Below are 16,810 nucleotides of genomic sequence, written 5' to 3'. Positions count from 1 at the left end.
TTATGTCGACGCCTACCTACACTCTGACCGAACTCGCCAGACTGGGCTTTCTCGAGCTCAGTGAGGCACGAAAGCGCCTTGTGGCGCTCGATCGGCCAGAAGTGCCGGCCGCGTTGTTCTCTCGTGCAGCGGACCCTGACCAGGCGCTTCGGCTGCTACTTGAGCTCTCCGAATCGGCGCCTCAGCAGTTGGTACCGCTGCTTCAGAACGATGAAGCCGCTGTGCGCCTTGTTCAAGTGCTTGGAGCATCCTCCGGGCTCGGTGACTTTCTCGTTCGTCATCCCTCTGAACTGGATGCGATGTGCACGCCGATCGCAGCTCCATCCTCGCCGGAGGAATACGTCGAGTCGCTCACTGAGGTCACACGTGAACTTGACGAGGAGGATGCCTGGGTTGCACTGCGCGTTCGGTACCGTCGTGAGCTGGCCAAGATCACGGCGTGGGACCTTGCTCAAGACGATCCGCTTGCGGCCGTCGACCGCGTTGCGATGGCCCTCGCCGACCTTGCGGGAGCAGCCCTTGAAGCTTCTCTCTCGGTGGCCCGACGTTCCGTTAACTTTCCCGAAGCGGATGTTGCGGCCACCCGCATCGCCATCATTGGCATGGGTAAAGCCGGCGCACGTGAACTGAATTACGTGTCGGATGTCGACGTAATTTTCGTCACAGAGCCCGACGGCATCAGCGCCGACCGTGCTGTCACGATCGCAACGCCACTCGCAATGCAGACAATTCGTGGCATCCAAGACCTCACGATTGAACCTGCCCTGTGGGAAGTCGACACCAACCTTCGCCCCGAGGGCAAAGACGGTGCTCTCGTTCGCACGCTCGAGTCTCATCTGGCTTATTACGATCGCTGGGCAGAGAGCTGGGAGTTTCAAGCCCTGCTCAAGGCGCGCCCCCTCGCCGGCGACCGCGAGCTCGGTGGCCGCTATATCGACGGCGTCTCGCCGCTCGTCTGGTCCAGCGCCTCTCGTGAGAACTTCGTCGCCTCAGTGCAGCGGATGCGGGAACGCGTCACCGAGAACATTCCTCCCCAAGAGCGCGATGTGCAGCTCAAACTCGGCCCCGGCGGCCTGCGTGATATCGAGTTCACGGTGCAACTACTGCAGCTTGTGCACGGACAAAACGACGAAGAAGTACGCCAAACCTCTAGCCTCCAAGCGCTCATCGCCTTGGCGGAGCACGGGTACATCGGCCGTACCGAAGCGGGTGAATTCGCGCGAGACTATCGATTCCTCCGGTTGCTGGAACACCGCATCCAGCTCTCGCGCCTGCGCCGAACGCACCTCATGCCGCGCGACCCGGATGACCTCCGGGTGCTCGCACGCGCCACCGGCATCGCCAAGAACGCGGCTGACCTCACCGAACAGTGGCAGCGCACCAAGATCGCCGTGCGCCGGCTGCACGAGCGTCTCTTCTATCGCCCCTTGCTCTCCGCTGTGGCAGCACTGCCCGAAGAAGGCTTGGCGCTGTCGAGCGAGCAAGCGGCTGCGCGTCTCGCGGCCATTGGTTTTCTCGACCCCAAGGGTGCGCTCGCGCACATTGCGGCGCTCACCGGGGGTGTCTCTCGACGCGCGACGATTCAACGCGCGTTGCTGCCCGTCATGCTGCAGTGGTTCTCCGAAGGCGCTGACCCCGACTACGGGCTGCTCGCGTTCCGTCGTCTCAGCGAGGCGCTGGGGGAGGCCTACTGGTTCTTGAGAATGCTGCGCGATTCCTCCGGGGCCGCTGAGCGACTGACACACGTGCTCTCGGCATCCAAATATGTGGGTGGATTGTTTGAACGTATTCCAGAGGCCGCTGCGTGGCTTGAGCATGAGAAGGAGCTTCGCCCCCGACCACTCGCGGTCCTCCGTGATGAGGCTCGCGCAATCGTCGCCCGCCACAAAGGACATGAGGATGCAGCGGCGGTGGCCCTGCGCACCGCACGTCGTCGTGAAGTGCTTCGGCTCGCGATTGGCTCCATCGTCGGCGTGATCTCGATTCAAGAGCTCGGCCGTGGGTTGAGCGACATCACGACCACCATTCTCGAGGGAACGCTCGCGGTCTTGCGTCCTGAACCCGACGGAATCGAGTTCGGCATCATCGCAATGGGGCGCTACGGGGGAGCCGAGTCCGGTTTCGGCTCCGACACTGACGTGATGTATGTCTATCGGGCGACCGATGCGTCCGCAGAAGACGCTGCGAAGCGCGCTACTGCTCTCGCGAAGGGCCTCACTCGAATAACCGAAGACGTCAAACTTCCTCTCGACCTCGACCTTGATCTTCGTCCTGAAGGAAAGAACGGCGCCATTGTGCGGTCTCTCGAGTCGTACGAGGCATACTACGAACGCTGGTCACTCACCTGGGAAGCGCAGGCCCTGTTGCGTGCGCGCGGCGTTGCTGGCGATGAAGCGTTGCTCAACGATTTCACCGAGCTTGCCAATCGCGTGCGCTATCCGAAAGCGATTTCGCCGCAGGATGTTCGCGAGGTCAAGCGCATTAAGGCCCGCGTCGAGTCAGAGCGGCTTCCGCAGGCTGCAGACCCGTCACGTCATCTCAAGCTCGGCCGAGGATCGCTGAGTGACGTCGAATGGTTCGTTCAACTTCTTCAGCTGCAGTACGGCGCCACCGTGGAGGGCCTGCGCACCACCTCAACGTTGGACGCTCTGGATGCTGCTGTGGCGGAGAAACTGGTCACGGCGTCCGATGCGCAGCAGTTGCGTGAAGCATGGATCCTGGCCTCTCGGGCGCGGTCTGCCATCACGCTGTGGACGTCTAAAACGTCGGATGTTCTCCCCAACGATCGCCTTCAACTCGAGGGGATTTCGCGCATGTTGGAGTATCCGCCGGGCTCCGCCAGCGAACTAGAAGAGGACTATCTTCGCGCCACACGTCGTGCGCGCCGAGTGTTCGAACGGCGCTTCTACGGCGTCGCAAACGTTCCTCGTTCCTAAACCGAGACGATATCCCCGGCGGGGCCTATACGCATCGTGAGATCGCACCACTTCAATGTGATGCGGTGCAGGTTCTCGCACCGCTAAGTTCGATAAAAGCACACGGGCCGCATCCCAAAGGATGCGGCCCGTGTGCTTGCTGTGTCTAGCGCTTAGACGCCGAAGTACAGTTCGTACTCGTAGGGGTGCGGGCGCTGTGCGAACGGAAGCAGTTCATTCGTACGCTTGTAGTCGATCCACGTCTCGATGAGGTCCTTCGTGAAGACGTTGCCTTCCATGAGGAACTCGTGGTCAGCTTCAAGGGCTACAAGCGCCTCTTCGAGCGAAGCTGGAACCTGAGGGATCAGGCGGGCTTCCTCGGGAGGCAATTCGTAGAGGTCCTTGTCAACGGGCTCGTGCGGCTCAATCTTGTTCTTGATGCCGTCGAGGCCAGCCATGAGCTGCGCAGCGAATGCGAGGTAAGGGTTACCCGAAGCGTCAGGCGCGCGGAACTCGATGCGCTTGGCCTTGGGGTTGGTTCCCGTGATCGGAATACGGATGGAAGCCGAACGGTTTCCAGCCGAGTACACGAGGTTTACGGGAGCTTCGAATCCGGGGATCAGGCGACGGTACGAGTTGACCGTGGGGTTCGTGAACGCGAGCACAGCAGGAGCGTGCTTGAGGAGTCCACCGATGTACCAGCGAGCGGTGTCGCTGAGTCCGCCGTAGCCCTTCTCGTCGTAGAACAACGGGGTGCCGTCGCTCCAGAGCGACTGGTGGGTGTGCATTCCCGAGCCGTTGTCGCCGAAGATCGGCTTCGGCATGAACGTTGCCGTCTTGCCCCATTCGCTAGCAGTGTTCTTGACGATGTACTTGAACTTGAGGATGTCGTCACCGGCGTGAACGAGGGTGTCGAACTTGTAGTTGATCTCACCCTGGCCTGCAGTTCCGACCTCGTGGTGGCTGCGCTCGACCTCGAGGCCGACGTCGATGAGCTTCATGACGATGTCGTCACGGATATCGGCGTGCTGATCGACGGGGGAGACCGGAAAGTATCCACCCTTCATGGGAGTCTTGTTGGCGAGGTTTCCGCCGGGTTCAGTGCGTCCGCTGTTCCAAGCGCCCTCGCTGGAATCAACTTCGTAGAAGCTTTTGTTGGCGGATACTTCGTAACGAACGTCGTCGAAGATGTAGAACTCGGCTTCGGAGGCGAAGAACGCGGTGTCGGCGATCCCGGTGGAAGCAAGATACTTTTCAGCCTTCTTGGCAACCTGGCGCGGGTCGCGAGGGTAGATCTCGCCGTTGCGCGGGTTGTAGATGTCGAAAATGATGATGAGGGTGCGCTCGACACGGAAGGGGTCAACGTAAGCGGTCGTGACGTCGGGGATCAGCTGGAGATCCGACTCGTGGATTGACTGGAAGCCACGAATCGATGAACCATCGAAGAGCTGGCCGACAGCGAAGAAGTCTTCGTCGACTGAGGCCGCGGGAATGTTGAAGTGCTGCTGGATACCGGGCAAGTCGGTAAACCGGATGTCGACGAACTTGACGTCTGTGTCCTTGATGAAAGCAAGAACCTCAGACGAATTGGTAAACTTCGGATGAGACATTGAGTGGAACTCCAAGGGGTTCATTTGGTGATCGGCTGTCGTTACAACCACCTCTTAGGGTACAGAACCCGAGTTTCGACGTCACGTCAGAAATGTTTCCGGCATGTTACGCGCCCACGGTTCGTTAGGCTGGTGAAGTGAACCAGCAAGCAACAACCCCCGACGAGTGGCCAGGTAAAAGAATCGGGCTTCCCGCGGAAGGCCCGAGATCAATAGGTCGCTTCGGCCGCCGGTTAGTAGCCCTCGCTATCGATTGGGGCTTTGCGGTTGTCGTCTCAATCGCCTTCTTCGACTACGACGCTTTTGCTACGCTCGGCATCTTCGTGGCGGCCCAAGTCGTGTTGCTGATTACGGCCAATGGAAGCTTCGGTCATCTGATTACCGGAATGCGAGTCGTGCCGGTGACCGGCGGCATGCTGGGTGTCTGGCGTCCTCTCGTTCGCACGATTCTGATGGCACTGGTCATTCCTGCAGTGATCTGGGATGTCGACCAGCGCGGTATGCACGATCGTCTCGCTGGCACGCTCTTGGTACGTCGCTAGTCGCGCTACCGGCACGGAAGTCACGGCGGTTAACGCACGAAACCGACACACCCTGGGGCATGTCGGCTTCGGTCACGAAAACCTTAGGCGCGCTGCGAACGCTGAGCGCGAGCCTTCATCGGGTCAATTCCCTTGGGAATCGGAAGGCCGTTCTTATCGAGTGATGTCAGCCGGTTGGTGATGGCGAGAATCTCTGGCTTGCGCAGTACGTTCTTGAGTCGACCGAGTGTCGGAGCGAGCTTGTGCAGTGCTACCGAGTCGGCGTCGGGGCCGACGTAGATGAAGTGCACGGGAACGTTGGGTAGGAAGCGGTTCATCTTGCGACGTTCATCTTCGAGCATCTTCTGGGTGCGGCTGCGGGGGCCCTCGCCGATCAGCGCAATGCCGCCCTTGCCGACCGCGCGGTAGACAGCATCCTGAGTCTTGGGACTAATCGCTACGGGCATTTCGCTTGCGGTCCACCCGCGGCGAAGAGAGCTCTTCAAGACAGCGCCTACAGCACCCGGCTGACCTGCGATTTGAGAGTAAGCAGCGCGTTCGGCGCGACGGCCCAGGACGATGAGGAAGGCGAGGAGACCTGCCATCACGCCGGCCACGATGTAGAGCACGAAGCCGAGAACATTCTCTGACGATAGAAGGAAAGCCAAGGCGAGACCGATAAGAATCGGCAGCAGGAAGGCCAACAGGAAGAACCAAATCGCGAGGTTGTCGTACCGTCGCGTCATCTGGAAAACCTGGTACATCTGCTTGATGCGACCGGGTTCTTTTTGAGCCTTGGGGGTCTTTTCGCTGCGTGCCATGGTTCTAGGATAAGGCCTGCAGCGGTTCTATGAATTCGTAGAGCGCATAGATTTTGTTCCGCCCGCGGTAAGCCGAGCATCGAGTGCTCTAGTCCTCCAGTTTTTTGGCACCCTCACCGTGATCCCCATGTTCGTGCGCGAACTACATCGCGACTCACCAACACGTGAAGCTGAGCGGGTGAATGAGAACACTATTGCGGGCTATCGCACGATTCGGTCGCTGAAAGAGAACGCTGAGTCTCAGACGATCTTGGTCCGTGCGAGCGCCCACGCGGGCGAAGAAGCGCTTGCCGAGTTGAAGACCGTTAAGCGCTTTGAGGCTGGCGCCGCGGTGTCGCGCATACTCTCGGAGATTGAGTGCGGCGTCCGAGCGCAGGGGGAGTCCGTCTGTCTGGTTGAAGACATCGCGGCGGCTCCCGATGGTTCACCAGTGATCGTGTCGTCGTGGCAGAGCGGAGGAACACTTCGTCGCCTCTTGCGGGAGCGGGAGGCATTGCGGCCAGGCGAGGCGATCACGATTCTGGCACCACTGAGCGCTGCTCTGGGGCGGGTTCATCGGGCCGGTGTCGTGCTGGGCGTGATCACGCCAGATAGCATCCATTTCGATGCGGCAGGACGACCGTTCTTCGCCGAGTGGGAACATGCGCAGTCGAGGGAGACCTCTCCCACGCCAAAGGACTTGCAATGGGACTCCGCATTCCAAGGGGACCGCCTGCACTTCGCCACCCTCGCTTGTGGAGTACTTGCGGCGATTAGAGCGGACCGAGAAATTGAGCGACGTGCCGCAGCGCTAACGGAGTGGCTGAGCGACATCGAACAGAGTGCCTCGTCCGTGTGGGAGCATGATTGGGAACGTAAGCTTTTTGAGCTGGGGGCGCCCGAACCCGTGCGGCTCGATCTGGAGCGCGAATCCCCACCTGCTCACTCTGAGCCGGTCCTATTCGACCGCAGCGCACTTGTGACGCCGCTGCCCGACGGTGCGAAGTCTGAATGGGTCACTGTATTTGCGCTGCCGCCCGTTATTCAGCGCAGCGTTGGCGAGACGGCTCACCGTATCCACGGACTCTTCGACGGCGTGGTCGGTGGGGCGCGAAAATGGTGCGCACCGGTGCGAAAGCGAACGTGGGTCATCGCCGCAGCGGGAGCTCTCGCGCTCGGGCTGGCTGCGGCTATGCTGCTCACCGATGATGCGGATGCGGGCGCGGATGCCAGCGCAGAAGCCTCCAACGCACTCTCCGCCCGCGATAGCGGAAGCGATACCCCGGATGTGTCGGCTGCCGGCGCGGAACCGAGCAGCGATGGAGAGTCTGCCGCTGCCCCGGAGATCGGGTCGGCGAGTGGTGCCGGGGGACTAGCCGAGGATCCGCTCGAGGCGCTCCCCACTATCTTGGCGACTCGCGCAGATTGTCTTCGGGATCTCTCAGTGGAGTGTCTCGGCGCGGTGTCCCGTAGTGAATCGCCAGCATTCGCAGCGGACTCCGCCCTAATCAGTGAGGTGCTCGCGGGGGCAGAACTCTCCTCTGACGTGCTTTTCGACGCGGCTCGTGCCGTCGAGGTGCAGCGTTTGGGCGACAGCGTGCTCTTCGAGTTCGAATCGCCGGGGGACGAAAGCAAACCGGCCTCGCTCCTTCTGGTGAAGGGCGAGGCCGGTTGGCGAATCAGGAGCTATACGCTCCCTCGATGATGCGGGGTGACTTAGATTCCGAGCTTGTCGGCGAAGTCGCCCCCCTCGAGGCGCTTCTTCATATCGACGAGGAAGCCTGCGGCATCCGCGCCGTCAACGATGCGGTGGTCGTAGCTCAGTGCGAGGTAGACCATCGAACGGATCGCGATCGAGTCACCATTGGCGTCGCTGATTACGACGGGTTTCTTGGTGACAATTCCGGTTCCGAGAATTGCCGACTGGGGCAAGAACACCACGGGAGTGTCAAACAGCGCACCGCGTGAACCGGTGTTGGTCAGCGTGAACGTTCCGCCCGAGAGCTCATCAGGAGTGAGCTTGTTATCGCGGGTGCGAGCTGCAAGGTCAGCGATCTCGCCAGCAAGGCCTGCGATGTCAAGCGAGGCAGCGTCGCGGATGACTGGCGTGAGCAATCCACGTTCAGTGTCAACAGCAATGCTGATGTTTTCCTGCGCCGGGTACACGATCGAGTTGTCCTCGATTGTTGCGTTGATGATCGGGTGCGCGGTGAGCGCCTCCGCTGCAGCCAAAGCAAAGAACGGCAGGAACGAAAGCTTCGTGCCGGTCTTGGCGAGGAAGTCATCTTTCACCTTGGTGCGGAAGTTCGCAACAGCGGTGACATCAACTTCGACGACGGACGTGAGCTGTGCCGATGACTGCATCGAGAGCACTGCGCGCTCGGCAATGACCTTGCGCAGACGCGACATCGGAACAGTGGTTCCGCGCAATGGCGAAACTTCGAGCGGTGCCGATGCGGCAGCGGGTGCTGCAGCTTCCGGTGCCGAACTCGTGGCCTGCTCGCTTGCAGCAAGAACATCCTGCTTGCGGATGCGGCCGCCAACGCCCGTTCCAGTGATCGTGCTCAGGTCGACACCGCGCTCGTTCGCGAGCTTGCGCACGAGAGGAGTGAGGTATCCAGCCTGCGAATCGTCGCTGTCGTCCGAGTCAGTTGCTGCAGGTGCAGTTTCTTCAGCGGGAGCGGCGGGTGCTTCTGCCTCGGGGGCAGCGGCCGGCGCTTCCTCCGCGGCAGGAGTGGCGTCTTCGGAAGGAGCCTCAGGGGCTACCGCAGGAGCTTGCTCAGTCGCGGCAGGAGCAGCGGGCTCGGCAGCGGGTGCCGCCTCAGCTGCGGATGCCTCGGCTGCAGGAGTTTCAGTCGCCGGAGCTTCCGCTGCTGGAGCCTCAGCTGCAGGCGCAGCCTGCTCCGTCGGCGCTTCAGTAGCAGATGCCGCTTCTTCAGCCGGTGCCGCTTCAGAGGCGGGTGCGGCTTCTTCAACGGGAGCTTCTTCTGCGGAAGCGTCTCCGCCACCCGAACCGTCGCCGATCTTTACGAGCGCGGTGCCCACTTCAACTGTTTCGTCTTCGGCAACCAAGATCTCTTCGATGACACCGGCGACGGGAGAAGGAATCTCCGTATCGACCTTGTCAGTCGAGACCTCGAGCAGGGGCTCGTCAACCTCTACACGCTCGCCGACTTGCTTCAGCCAGCGGGTCACCGTGCCCTCGGTGACACTCTCGCCGAGTGCCGGAAGGTTAACGGATTCGCTCATCAGTACTGCTCCTTTGTGATGCTTGTCATCAATAGCTTAGTTCCGTGGTTGAGGCGGAGCCTAGACCGCGTGAAGCGGCTTGCCCGCCAGAGCGAGGAATGCCTCGCCGAGGGCTTCATTTTGGGTGGGGTGTGCGTGAAGCAGCGGCGTGATGTCTTCGGGGTGTGCCTCCCAGTTGACGATGAGCTGTGCTTCACCGATCAGTTCGCCAACGCGAGCTCCGATCATGTGAACTCCGATAACGGGGCCGTCGACAACGCGAACAACCTTGATCGAACCAGCGGTGCCGATGATGGCGCTCTTGCCGTTGCCGCCCAGGTTGTAGTCGTACGCCTTCACGTTTTCAGCGCCGTGCGCCTCGATAGCCTTAGCTTCCGTTAGGCCGATCGATGCAACCTCGGGGTCGCTGTACGTAACCTTAGGGATGTTGAGGTCGTTGATCACGATCGGCTTGAGGCCGGCGATCTCTTCGACAACAAAGATTCCCTGCTGGAAACCGCGGTGCGCGAGCTGGAGTCCGGGAACGATGTCTCCCACGGCGTAGACGCCGGGAACGTTGGTTGCGAGTCGCTCGTTCGTGAGAACGAAGCCACGGTCCATCTCGATGCCGACCTCCTCGAAGCCGAGACCTGCAGTAGACGGGCCACGGCCGACAGCGACGAGCAGAAGCTCTGCTTCAACGGTCTCGCCGTTTTCGAGGGTTACGACGACACCGTCATCGTTCTGCTCAACGCTCTTGAAACGAACGCCGGTGTGGAAGTTGATGCCACGGCGTCGGAACGCGCGCTCGAACTGCTTGCTGACCGACTCGTCTTCGTTCGGGACGAGGTTGGGAAGACCTTCGATAATCGTGACGTCGGCACCCCAGCTCTTCCATACGCTGGAGAACTCCACGCCGATGACGCCGCCACCGAGAACGGCGACCTTCTTGGGAACGAAGTCGAGCTCGAGCGCCTGCTCCGAGGTGATCACGCGGCCGCCGATTTCGAGACCGGGGAGGCTTCGTGAGTACGAGCCCGTTGCCAGGATCACGTTCTTGCCCACGACAGTGTCTTCGCCAACCTGAACGGTGTTCGGGGCAACAAGCTTGCCTTCGCCCTCGATCACGGTGATGCCGCGCATCTTCACGAGGCCCTGAAGGCCCTTGTACTTGCTTGCGACGATGTCTTGGCGGTACTTGGTGACGCCGGCGATGTCGATTCCGTCAAGGGTGGTGGTGACGCCGTACTTGGCGGCATCACGGGTGACATCAGCTACTTCTGCTGAGTGCAGGAGCGCCTTCGTGGGGATGCAACCAACGTGCAGGCAGGTGCCTCCGAGCTTGTTCTTCTCGATCAAGCCAACAGTCATACCGAGTTCGGCGGCGCGCAACGCTGCTGCGTAGCCACCACTTCCTCCACCAAGAACGACAAGGTCAAAATTGTGCTCAGCCAATACAGCAGCTCCTCTGTAAGGAATTTGTTCGCCGGAACGCATCGTCTGTAATCCGTGCGACCGGATGGTGCGGAAAGAATCCGCGTTTAAAAAACCTTACTACGGACGGGAAAATTCCTCGGCCAGTTCAATGAGTGTTCGAACACCGATTCCGGTTGCTCCCTTGCCGACGTAACCCCAGCCGCCACCGCGGTTGTCTGATGGACCGGCGATGTCGATGTGCGCCCACGGGATCGTCTCGGTGCTATCAGCACGCTTTCCCACGAAGTCTTTAAGGAAGGCGGCGGCGATGAGCATGCCGCCGGCAGTGTTACCCGGCTTGATGTTCGCGATGTCGGCGATGTCTGAAGCGAGCAGGGGACGCAGCTCGGGGCTGATCGGCATTGGCCAGAAAGGTTCGCCGACGCGATCTGCGACAGCGACGACTTGGTTTACCAGGGCCTTGTCGCCCATGGCTCCGGCGTAGCGGTTACCGAGGGCAACGACCGCAGCACCGGTGAGCGTGGCGATATCGACGATGGCATCCGGGTTCTCTTCGCTAGCCGCCACGAGCCCGTCGGCCATGACCAGTCGCCCTTCGGCGTCAGTGTTCAGCACTTCGACGGTCTTTCCACCGCGAATGGTCAACACGTCATTGGGGCGAATGGCACTTCCCGACGGCATGTTCTCGGCCAGGCAGAGCCACGCTGTGAGGCGCACGTTGGTGCCGAGCTTCGCGCAGGCCTCTACAACGGCCATCACGGATGCAGCGCCACTCATGTCGAACTTCATGCCGATCATCGAAAGCCCCGGCTTGAGCGAGAGCCCGCCTGAATCGAAAGTGATTCCCTTGCCGACGAGCGCAAGGTGCTTGGCGGCGTCAGACGGCGTGTAGCTGATCTTGACGAGGCGCGGTCCTCGAGTCGACCCCTGGCCAACTCCCAGGATGCCGCCGAAGCCGCCTTCCTCAAGTTCCTTCTCAGCAAACACTTCAACTTCGACGTTATCGAGTGCCGCGAGCTCGCTGGCGCGATCTGCGAAGGTAGCGGGGTAAAGCTCGCGAGGAGCTTCATTGACAAGGTCGCGTGTCACATGCGTCGCGTGGGCGATGATGCTGGCGCGCTCGATGAGAGCGGCATCCGACACCGGGCTGAGAACAGTGATGCTGCTCGCCTGGCTCTTCGCGGCCTCCGGGGGAGTGGAACGGTATGCATCGTAGGAATAGGCGCCGATGGCTGCTCCTTCGAGTATGGCGAGTGTGTCTTCAGCCGACTCCGCACCGAGAGCTAGGGCGATGTGCGCGGCGCCGCGCAACTGACGTGCGGCGGAACCGGCCGCATAGCGCAGGCTCTCAGCAGAGGGGGAGGTGTCACCGAGTCCGATAAAAGCGACTGCGGGTGCAGCGATGCCGGTAGCAGGAATGCGGTAGAGCTCATCAGCGGCCCCAGTGGCGCCAATGACGCTGAGCGACTGCTCAAACGATGAAAGCTCTGGTGACGCGTCCACGAGCTTGGGTCCAGAGTCTGTCTTCACCACCCCGATAACGAGAACATCGGATTCCAGTTCAGAGGCGGACGAGGTGGACAAGTGCAACGTAGCAACGGTCATATCCTCATGATAGCCAGCATCCGTCTGCATGTTCGCTAGGAGCATGACGTTGTGAGGCGTTTGAAGAGGATGCTGTCGTGCCCGCGATTAGAGTGGAAGCATGCGAGATCCAGCCGGCTTATACGACATCGCGACCGATGTTGCTGGTGTGCCGCGCGGCTTGCCCCTTGTAGCCGGTCTGACTGGCTTCGCGGATGCCGGTGGTGCTGTCAGCCAGTTCAGTCAGTACCTGCTCGATACTCTCGAGCGCACGGTCGTTGCCTCGTTCGATAACGATGCACTCCTTGACTACCGCGCGCGGCGCCCGACTATTTACTTCGATCAAGATCACTTGAGCGACTACCGGCCGGCGAAACTCGAGTTGTACTTGGCCAAAGACGAGTTGGGACAACCCTTCCTGCTGTTGACCGGATACGAGCCCGACTTTCAGTGGGAACGCTTCTCCGCAGCGGTATTGCGATTGATTTCGAAGCTTGATGTGAAATCCACGACGTGGGTTCATGCCATCCCCATGCCCGTTCCTCACACGCGGAGCATCGGTGTCACGGTGAGCGGAAACCGCTCGGAACTCATCGACTCGATGTCGGTGTGGAAGCCTCACACCCAAGTGCCGGCCAATGCGATGCACTTGATTGAGTTCCGATTGCAGGAGCTCGGGCATCCGACCGCCGGGTTCGTGCTGTTGATTCCGCACTACCTGGCAGACACGGAATGGCCGACTGCGGCTGTCACTGCACTCGAGAGCGTGAGCGCTGCGACTGGTCTCATCTTCCCCACAGACCGCCTCCGGGAGGAAGGTCGAGAATTCGTGGCCAAGATCGATGGCCAAGTGGAAAGCAATCAAGAGTTGGCGAAGCTCGTCGGAACTCTTGAAGAGCGCCACGACAACTACATGGAGGAGAACCCCATGCGTTCGCCTCTTACGGATGAAGACGGCGAACTGCCGTCGGCAGACGAGATTGCTGCCGAGTTGCAGAAGTTTCTTGCTATTCGTCGCGCCGGCGATGACGACAGCGCTTCCCAGCCTCCGTTGTAGATAGCGGGCCCGCAACGTAGTGCAGATGACAGGTTCTCACTACCGCCATCGCGTGCAGGCTTCGTCGCCTGTGAGCATTGGTGCAGAGCATCAGAAAAGCGTGGCATAATAGGAGTAAGACCCGGTCTTGATTCTGGTTCTGTTTTGCCGTGCGGTGGAGCAGTCAGAGACTTGACATGGGTCTTAGTACTGCCCGAAAACCTCGGAAAGGTGTTCACATGGCGACCCGAACTAAGACTGCGGAGACTGCATCCGCACCAAAGAAGGCCCCCGCAAAGGCGGCCACGAAGACTGGAACGCGCACTAAAGCTGCCGACGCAGTTGAAGAAGTAGCGACTGACGCTGAAGGCGCCGAGAGCACGACTAAGAAGACTGCGACCAAGAAGGCAACGACAACGAAGTCGACTGCCGCTGCGTCTGCCGCCAAGAAGCCCGCTGCGAAAAAGCCGGCCGCGAAGAAGCCTGCAACGCGTGGCAAGAAGGCTGCCGCCGAAGCGGACGACATCGTCGAGGCTGACGGCGAAGAAGCGAAGCCCGAAGACGATCAAGAAGAGAAGTCGAAGGGTAAAGATGAGGCGCTGCCCACCGGTGCCCTCGTCCTCTCGTTGGTTGACGACGAAGACGACGTTCCCGTGTACTCGGCCGCAATTACCGGTGCCACGGCAGACCCCGTCAAGGACTACCTGAAGCAAATCGGTAAGGTTGCGCTGCTCAACGCTGCTCAAGAAGTTGAGCTGGCCATGCGTATCGAAGCTGGACTCTTTGCAGAAGACAAGCTTTCTCAGATGGCACCCGGCGAAGTTCGTTCGACCCTCGGTCGCGAACTTCAGTGGGTAGCCAAGGACGGCCAGCGCGCTAAGAGTCACTTGCTCGGCGCCAACCTTCGACTGGTGGTGTCGCTTGCAAAGCGCTACACCGGTCGCGGAATGCAGTTCTTGGACCTCATTCAAGAGGGAAACCTGGGTCTCATTCGTGCGGTCGAGAAGTTCGACTACACCAAGGGCTTCAAGTTCTCGACCTACGCCACGTGGTGGATTCGCCAAGCGATCACCCGCGCAATGGCCGACCAGGCTCGCACAATTCGTATCCCCGTGCACATGGTTGAAGTCATCAACAAGCTCGCACGCGTTCAGCGCCAGATGCTTCAAGACTTGGGCCGCGAGCCCACTCCAGAAGAGCTCTCGCGCGAACTGGATATGACGCCCGAGAAGGTTGTTGAAGTTCAGAAGTATGGTCGCGAGCCTATTTCGCTCCACACGCCGCTAGGTGAAGACGGTGACAGCGAGTTCGGTGACCTCATTGAGGACACCGAGGCTGTTGTACCTGCCGATGCCGTTGGATTCACCATGCTGCAGAAGCAGCTGGAAAGCCTTCTCGATTCCCTCTCCGAGCGCGAAGCCGGCGTCATCCGCATGCGCTTCGGCCTGGGCGATGGAATGCCGAAAACTCTCGATCAGATCGGTGACACGTTCGGCGTAACGCGTGAACGCATCCGTCAGATCGAGTCAAAGACGATGGCCAAACTGCGCCACCCGTCACGCTCGCAGTCACTGCGCGACTACCTCGAATAGGCCAACAATGGGTGCTGAAGCGAACGCTGGTAAGAGTCTCACCGTCGAGGTCGATGGTGCCGTTTACGAACGGCTTCCCATTAAGACTCGACTGGTGGTTCGTGAAGACGACATCGTTCAGGTCGTCTCGGAGTACGCGGCGGATGTCGTGCGCGATGGAGACTTGCTCTTCGTTACGGAAAAGATTGTCGGAATCACACAGGGGCGGGCTTACCCGATCTCTGAGGTGGAGCCGCGCAAACTTGCGACTTTCCTGTCGAAGTACGTGACTAAGACATCTCACGGCATTGGCCTCGGCATGCCTGAGACCATGGAGATGGCGTTGCGCGAGTGCGGTACTCCGCGCATCCTGTTCGCTGCAGCCGTCGCCGCTATCACGAAGCTCGTGGGCCGTCGCGGTGACTTCTACCGGATTGCAGGGCCCAAGGCGCGAGCGATCGATGGACCGACGAAAAACACGATCCCGCCGTATGACTCCCACGTCGTACTCGGCCCGACTCGTCCGGATGGTGTTGCCGCAGACATTGCTGCTGCGCTCGGTCGAAAGATCGACGTGCTCGTCGTTGACATCAACGACTTCGGTGGCAACATCCTAGGGTCGACCGCTACTAAAGCAACGAACGAACTCGTGCTGAAGGTGTTGAAGGATAACCCTCTCGGGCAGGATCACCAGAGCACTCCGCTCGGTGTTATCCGTCGCGCTTAGGCCGTCACGCTTAGGGATTGTTCCGAAGTACGGAAGATCGGAGAAGGCTCCGCGTGAGCCTCTAGAAGTCGATTACCTCGCGGAACTTGGGAAGCAGCCCTGTTTTGATGCCTGTGAGACTCGGCTTCATCTGGAACACGCCAGTGTTGTAATTGCCTTCGATAATCGCTGGCCCGGTGGGGGAGATAGCGACATCCCAGCCCACGTAAGGAATTTCCGGAATAACTCGGCCAACGGTGTCGAGCGTCGCAAGAACTTCGTCGTAGAGCGGCACCTGGAAACCGACGATCGGGGTGCCGGTCTGGGGATGTTCAGTGAAGGTGTTGGCGTACTTGTCGAACGCGCCGTAGGGAGCGATGCCGGTCTTCTCATCGAGAACCGTGTACATGCCGCCGCGACCGTAATTGTCGACATCGGCGCCGTTTCCCATCCTCAACACAGCCTCCATGATGTGAACTTCGGTGCCATCGAAGAAGGTGATCATGCGCAAAGAGTTGACGCTAGTGGGGCACAGCGCCGACATGCCCTCGTGCTGCTCGATAAAGGCTTCAACGAGGAATTGCCGTTTGTCCATGAGCTCGCGATAGAGCGCATGAGCATCGTTGAGGTCATCGCCGCTGTGCTTCTCGATCCCTGCACCGCTCATGCTGTCGACGACTTTGACCATGATTGGATCGTGGTTCTTGACGAATTGGACAAACTCGCCTTCTGAAGCGGTTCTGAGGTCGAGCCACGCACGCCCGAGCCACTTGTCGAAGGTTTTATTAAAAGTGGGCTTGTCGTAAAACCGTTCGCGAAAATCGCGCTGGTTGTACTTGACGACGATCGAATTCGCGTTGCCGCTAGTGATCCAGGTGCGGCGCTCGGCGCGACTCAGTACGTTGAATTCGAACTCTTCGTAGTCGAGGTAGCCGGCCTGGTAGACGAGTGAGCACCACACCATGTCAATGAGGATGAAGAACACGGGGGTGCGGCTTCGCGAGCTGATGGCCCGGGCCACAGCGAGCATGTTCTTTACGTCGAGCGAGACAAGACGCGACACGTAGTGTCGGATGCGCTTCACAGTTCTCCTACGAAGGTCACACCGACACACGTGCCGGCAAGCGAGCTAACTATCTGATGATGCTGAACGAAAGCTTAGGCAGTCAGACGGCTGGACTCGTCGTGCCACTTGAGCGCGGTGGGAAACAGCTTGTCTTTGAACTTAGCGCCGTGGTGGGCGCAAAAGAGGAGGTCGCCACTGGCGAGGGTCGCGCGGATGTACGCCTGCGCGCCACAACTGTCACAGCGATCGATCGCCGTGAGGGTGTAGTCCATCTCATCGACTGGGGTGTCTTCTGTTGCAATGTTCGACATGGCCTACTCCTTCTTCTTGCTTGCG

At 60.1% G+C, this 16,810-nt stretch carries 13 protein-coding genes; 6 read left to right on the top strand and 7 right to left on the bottom strand.

All coding sequences use genetic code 11. The annotated features are described in order from the left end of the window. The first annotated feature begins 2 nt into the window (after window positions 1-2). Window positions 3-2,936, top strand: a complete 2,934-nt coding sequence (locus tag ACWTV1_RS01850) for a bifunctional [glutamine synthetase] adenylyltransferase/[glutamine synthetase]-adenylyl-L-tyrosine phosphorylase (RefSeq protein WP_498503885.1) — start codon at window positions 3-5, stop codon at window positions 2,934-2,936. 152 nt (window positions 2,937-3,088) lie between these two features. Here the strand turns inward: ACWTV1_RS01850 and glnA are convergent, their stop codons facing one another. Beyond that, window positions 3,089-4,525, bottom strand: coding sequence for a type I glutamate--ammonia ligase (gene glnA / locus ACWTV1_RS01845; protein WP_498503884.1), 1,437 nt, complete (start codon window positions 4,523-4,525; stop codon window positions 3,089-3,091). 137 nt (window positions 4,526-4,662) lie between these two features. On the opposite strand from glnA, the gene ACWTV1_RS01840 reads away from it, so the two are divergent. After that, window positions 4,663-5,067, top strand: a complete 405-nt coding sequence (locus tag ACWTV1_RS01840) for an RDD family protein (RefSeq protein WP_100388869.1) — start codon at window positions 4,663-4,665, stop codon at window positions 5,065-5,067. Between the two features lie 83 nt (window positions 5,068-5,150). Here the strand turns inward: ACWTV1_RS01840 and ACWTV1_RS01835 are convergent, their stop codons facing one another. Further along, window positions 5,151-5,867 (bottom strand): DUF4191 domain-containing protein, encoded by a 717-nt coding sequence (locus ACWTV1_RS01835; protein ID WP_498503883.1) that lies wholly within the window; start codon window positions 5,865-5,867, stop codon window positions 5,151-5,153. A gap of 178 nt (window positions 5,868-6,045) precedes the next feature. Here ACWTV1_RS01835 and ACWTV1_RS01830 point away from each other — a divergent pair, with 178 nt between their 5' ends. After that, complete coding sequence (locus ACWTV1_RS01830) at window positions 6,046-7,551, top strand: protein kinase family protein (RefSeq protein WP_498503882.1); 1,506 nt, start codon at window positions 6,046-6,048, stop codon at window positions 7,549-7,551. 11 nt (window positions 7,552-7,562) lie between these two features. Here the strand turns inward: ACWTV1_RS01830 and sucB are convergent, their stop codons facing one another. The 3 genes from sucB to ACWTV1_RS01815 form a co-directional block, all read right to left on the bottom strand. Then, entirely contained in the window at window positions 7,563-9,095 is a 1,533-nt protein-coding gene (gene sucB, locus ACWTV1_RS01825; RefSeq protein WP_498503881.1) for a 2-oxoglutarate dehydrogenase, E2 component, dihydrolipoamide succinyltransferase, read from the bottom strand. Window positions 9,096-9,155: 60 nt separating this feature from the next. Then, window positions 9,156-10,529, bottom strand: a complete 1,374-nt coding sequence (gene lpdA, locus ACWTV1_RS01820) for a dihydrolipoyl dehydrogenase (protein WP_498503880.1) — start codon at window positions 10,527-10,529, stop codon at window positions 9,156-9,158. 99 nt (window positions 10,530-10,628) lie between these two features. Next, window positions 10,629-12,116 (bottom strand): leucyl aminopeptidase, encoded by a 1,488-nt coding sequence (locus ACWTV1_RS01815; protein WP_498503879.1) that lies wholly within the window; start codon window positions 12,114-12,116, stop codon window positions 10,629-10,631. Window positions 12,117-12,216: 100 nt separating this feature from the next. On the opposite strand from ACWTV1_RS01815, the gene ACWTV1_RS01810 reads away from it, so the two are divergent. The 3 genes from ACWTV1_RS01810 to ACWTV1_RS01800 all read left to right on the top strand — a co-directional run bounded on the left by ACWTV1_RS01810 (window position 12,217) and on the right by ACWTV1_RS01800 (window position 15,429). Next, complete coding sequence (locus ACWTV1_RS01810) at window positions 12,217-13,152, top strand: proteasome assembly chaperone family protein (RefSeq protein ID WP_498476589.1); 936 nt, start codon at window positions 12,217-12,219, stop codon at window positions 13,150-13,152. Between the two features lie 218 nt (window positions 13,153-13,370). Further along, a complete protein-coding gene (locus ACWTV1_RS01805; protein WP_498503878.1) occupies window positions 13,371-14,723 on the top strand; it encodes an RNA polymerase sigma factor in 1,353 nt (450 codons plus the stop codon). A 7-nt stretch (window positions 14,724-14,730) separates the two neighbouring features. After that, window positions 14,731-15,429: a coenzyme F420-0:L-glutamate ligase gene (locus tag ACWTV1_RS01800; protein ID WP_498503877.1), complete on the top strand. Its 699-nt coding sequence runs from the start codon at window positions 14,731-14,733 to the stop codon at window positions 15,427-15,429. 61 nt (window positions 15,430-15,490) lie between these two features. Here the strand turns inward: ACWTV1_RS01800 and ACWTV1_RS01795 are convergent, their stop codons facing one another. Then, the gene (locus ACWTV1_RS01795) at window positions 15,491-16,492 is read right to left on the bottom strand and encodes a sugar-transfer associated ATP-grasp domain-containing protein (RefSeq protein WP_498503876.1); all 1,002 of its coding nucleotides are present in this window, start codon (window positions 16,490-16,492) and stop codon (window positions 15,491-15,493) included. 74 nt (window positions 16,493-16,566) lie between these two features. After that, entirely contained in the window at window positions 16,567-16,785 is a 219-nt protein-coding gene (locus ACWTV1_RS01790) for a DUF7455 domain-containing protein (RefSeq protein ID WP_100388879.1), read from the bottom strand. Window positions 16,786-16,810 lie beyond the last annotated feature (25 nt).

Source organism: Salinibacterium sp. VpJ6, from assembly GCF_059767345.1.
The sequence above is the reverse complement of the archived record's forward strand: the minus strand, read 5'-3'. Positions and strand labels throughout refer to the sequence as shown.

Bases quoted from the DNA above. Each gene is read 5' to 3' on its own strand.
- ACWTV1_RS01800 (WP_498503877.1), top strand. From the start codon at position 14,731: ATGGGTGCTGAAGCGAACGCTGGTAAGAGTCTCACCGTCGAGGTCGAT.
- ACWTV1_RS01790 (WP_100388879.1), bottom strand. From the start codon at position 16,785: ATGTCGAACATTGCAACAGAAGACACCCCAGTCGATGAGATGGACTAC.
- ACWTV1_RS01835 (WP_498503883.1), bottom strand. From the start codon at position 5,867: ATGGCACGCAGCGAAAAGACCCCCAAGGCTCAAAAAGAACCCGGTCGC.
- sucB (WP_498503881.1), bottom strand. From the start codon at position 9,095: ATGAGCGAATCCGTTAACCTTCCGGCACTCGGCGAGAGTGTCACCGAG.
- ACWTV1_RS01810 (WP_498476589.1), top strand. From the start codon at position 12,217: ATGCGAGATCCAGCCGGCTTATACGACATCGCGACCGATGTTGCTGGT.
- ACWTV1_RS01815 (WP_498503879.1), bottom strand. From the start codon at position 12,116: ATGACCGTTGCTACGTTGCACTTGTCCACCTCGTCCGCCTCTGAACTG.
- ACWTV1_RS01850 (WP_498503885.1), top strand. From the start codon at position 3: ATGTCGACGCCTACCTACACTCTGACCGAACTCGCCAGACTGGGCTTT.
- ACWTV1_RS01805 (WP_498503878.1), top strand. From the start codon at position 13,371: ATGGCGACCCGAACTAAGACTGCGGAGACTGCATCCGCACCAAAGAAG.
- glnA (WP_498503884.1), bottom strand. From the start codon at position 4,525: ATGTCTCATCCGAAGTTTACCAATTCGTCTGAGGTTCTTGCTTTCATC.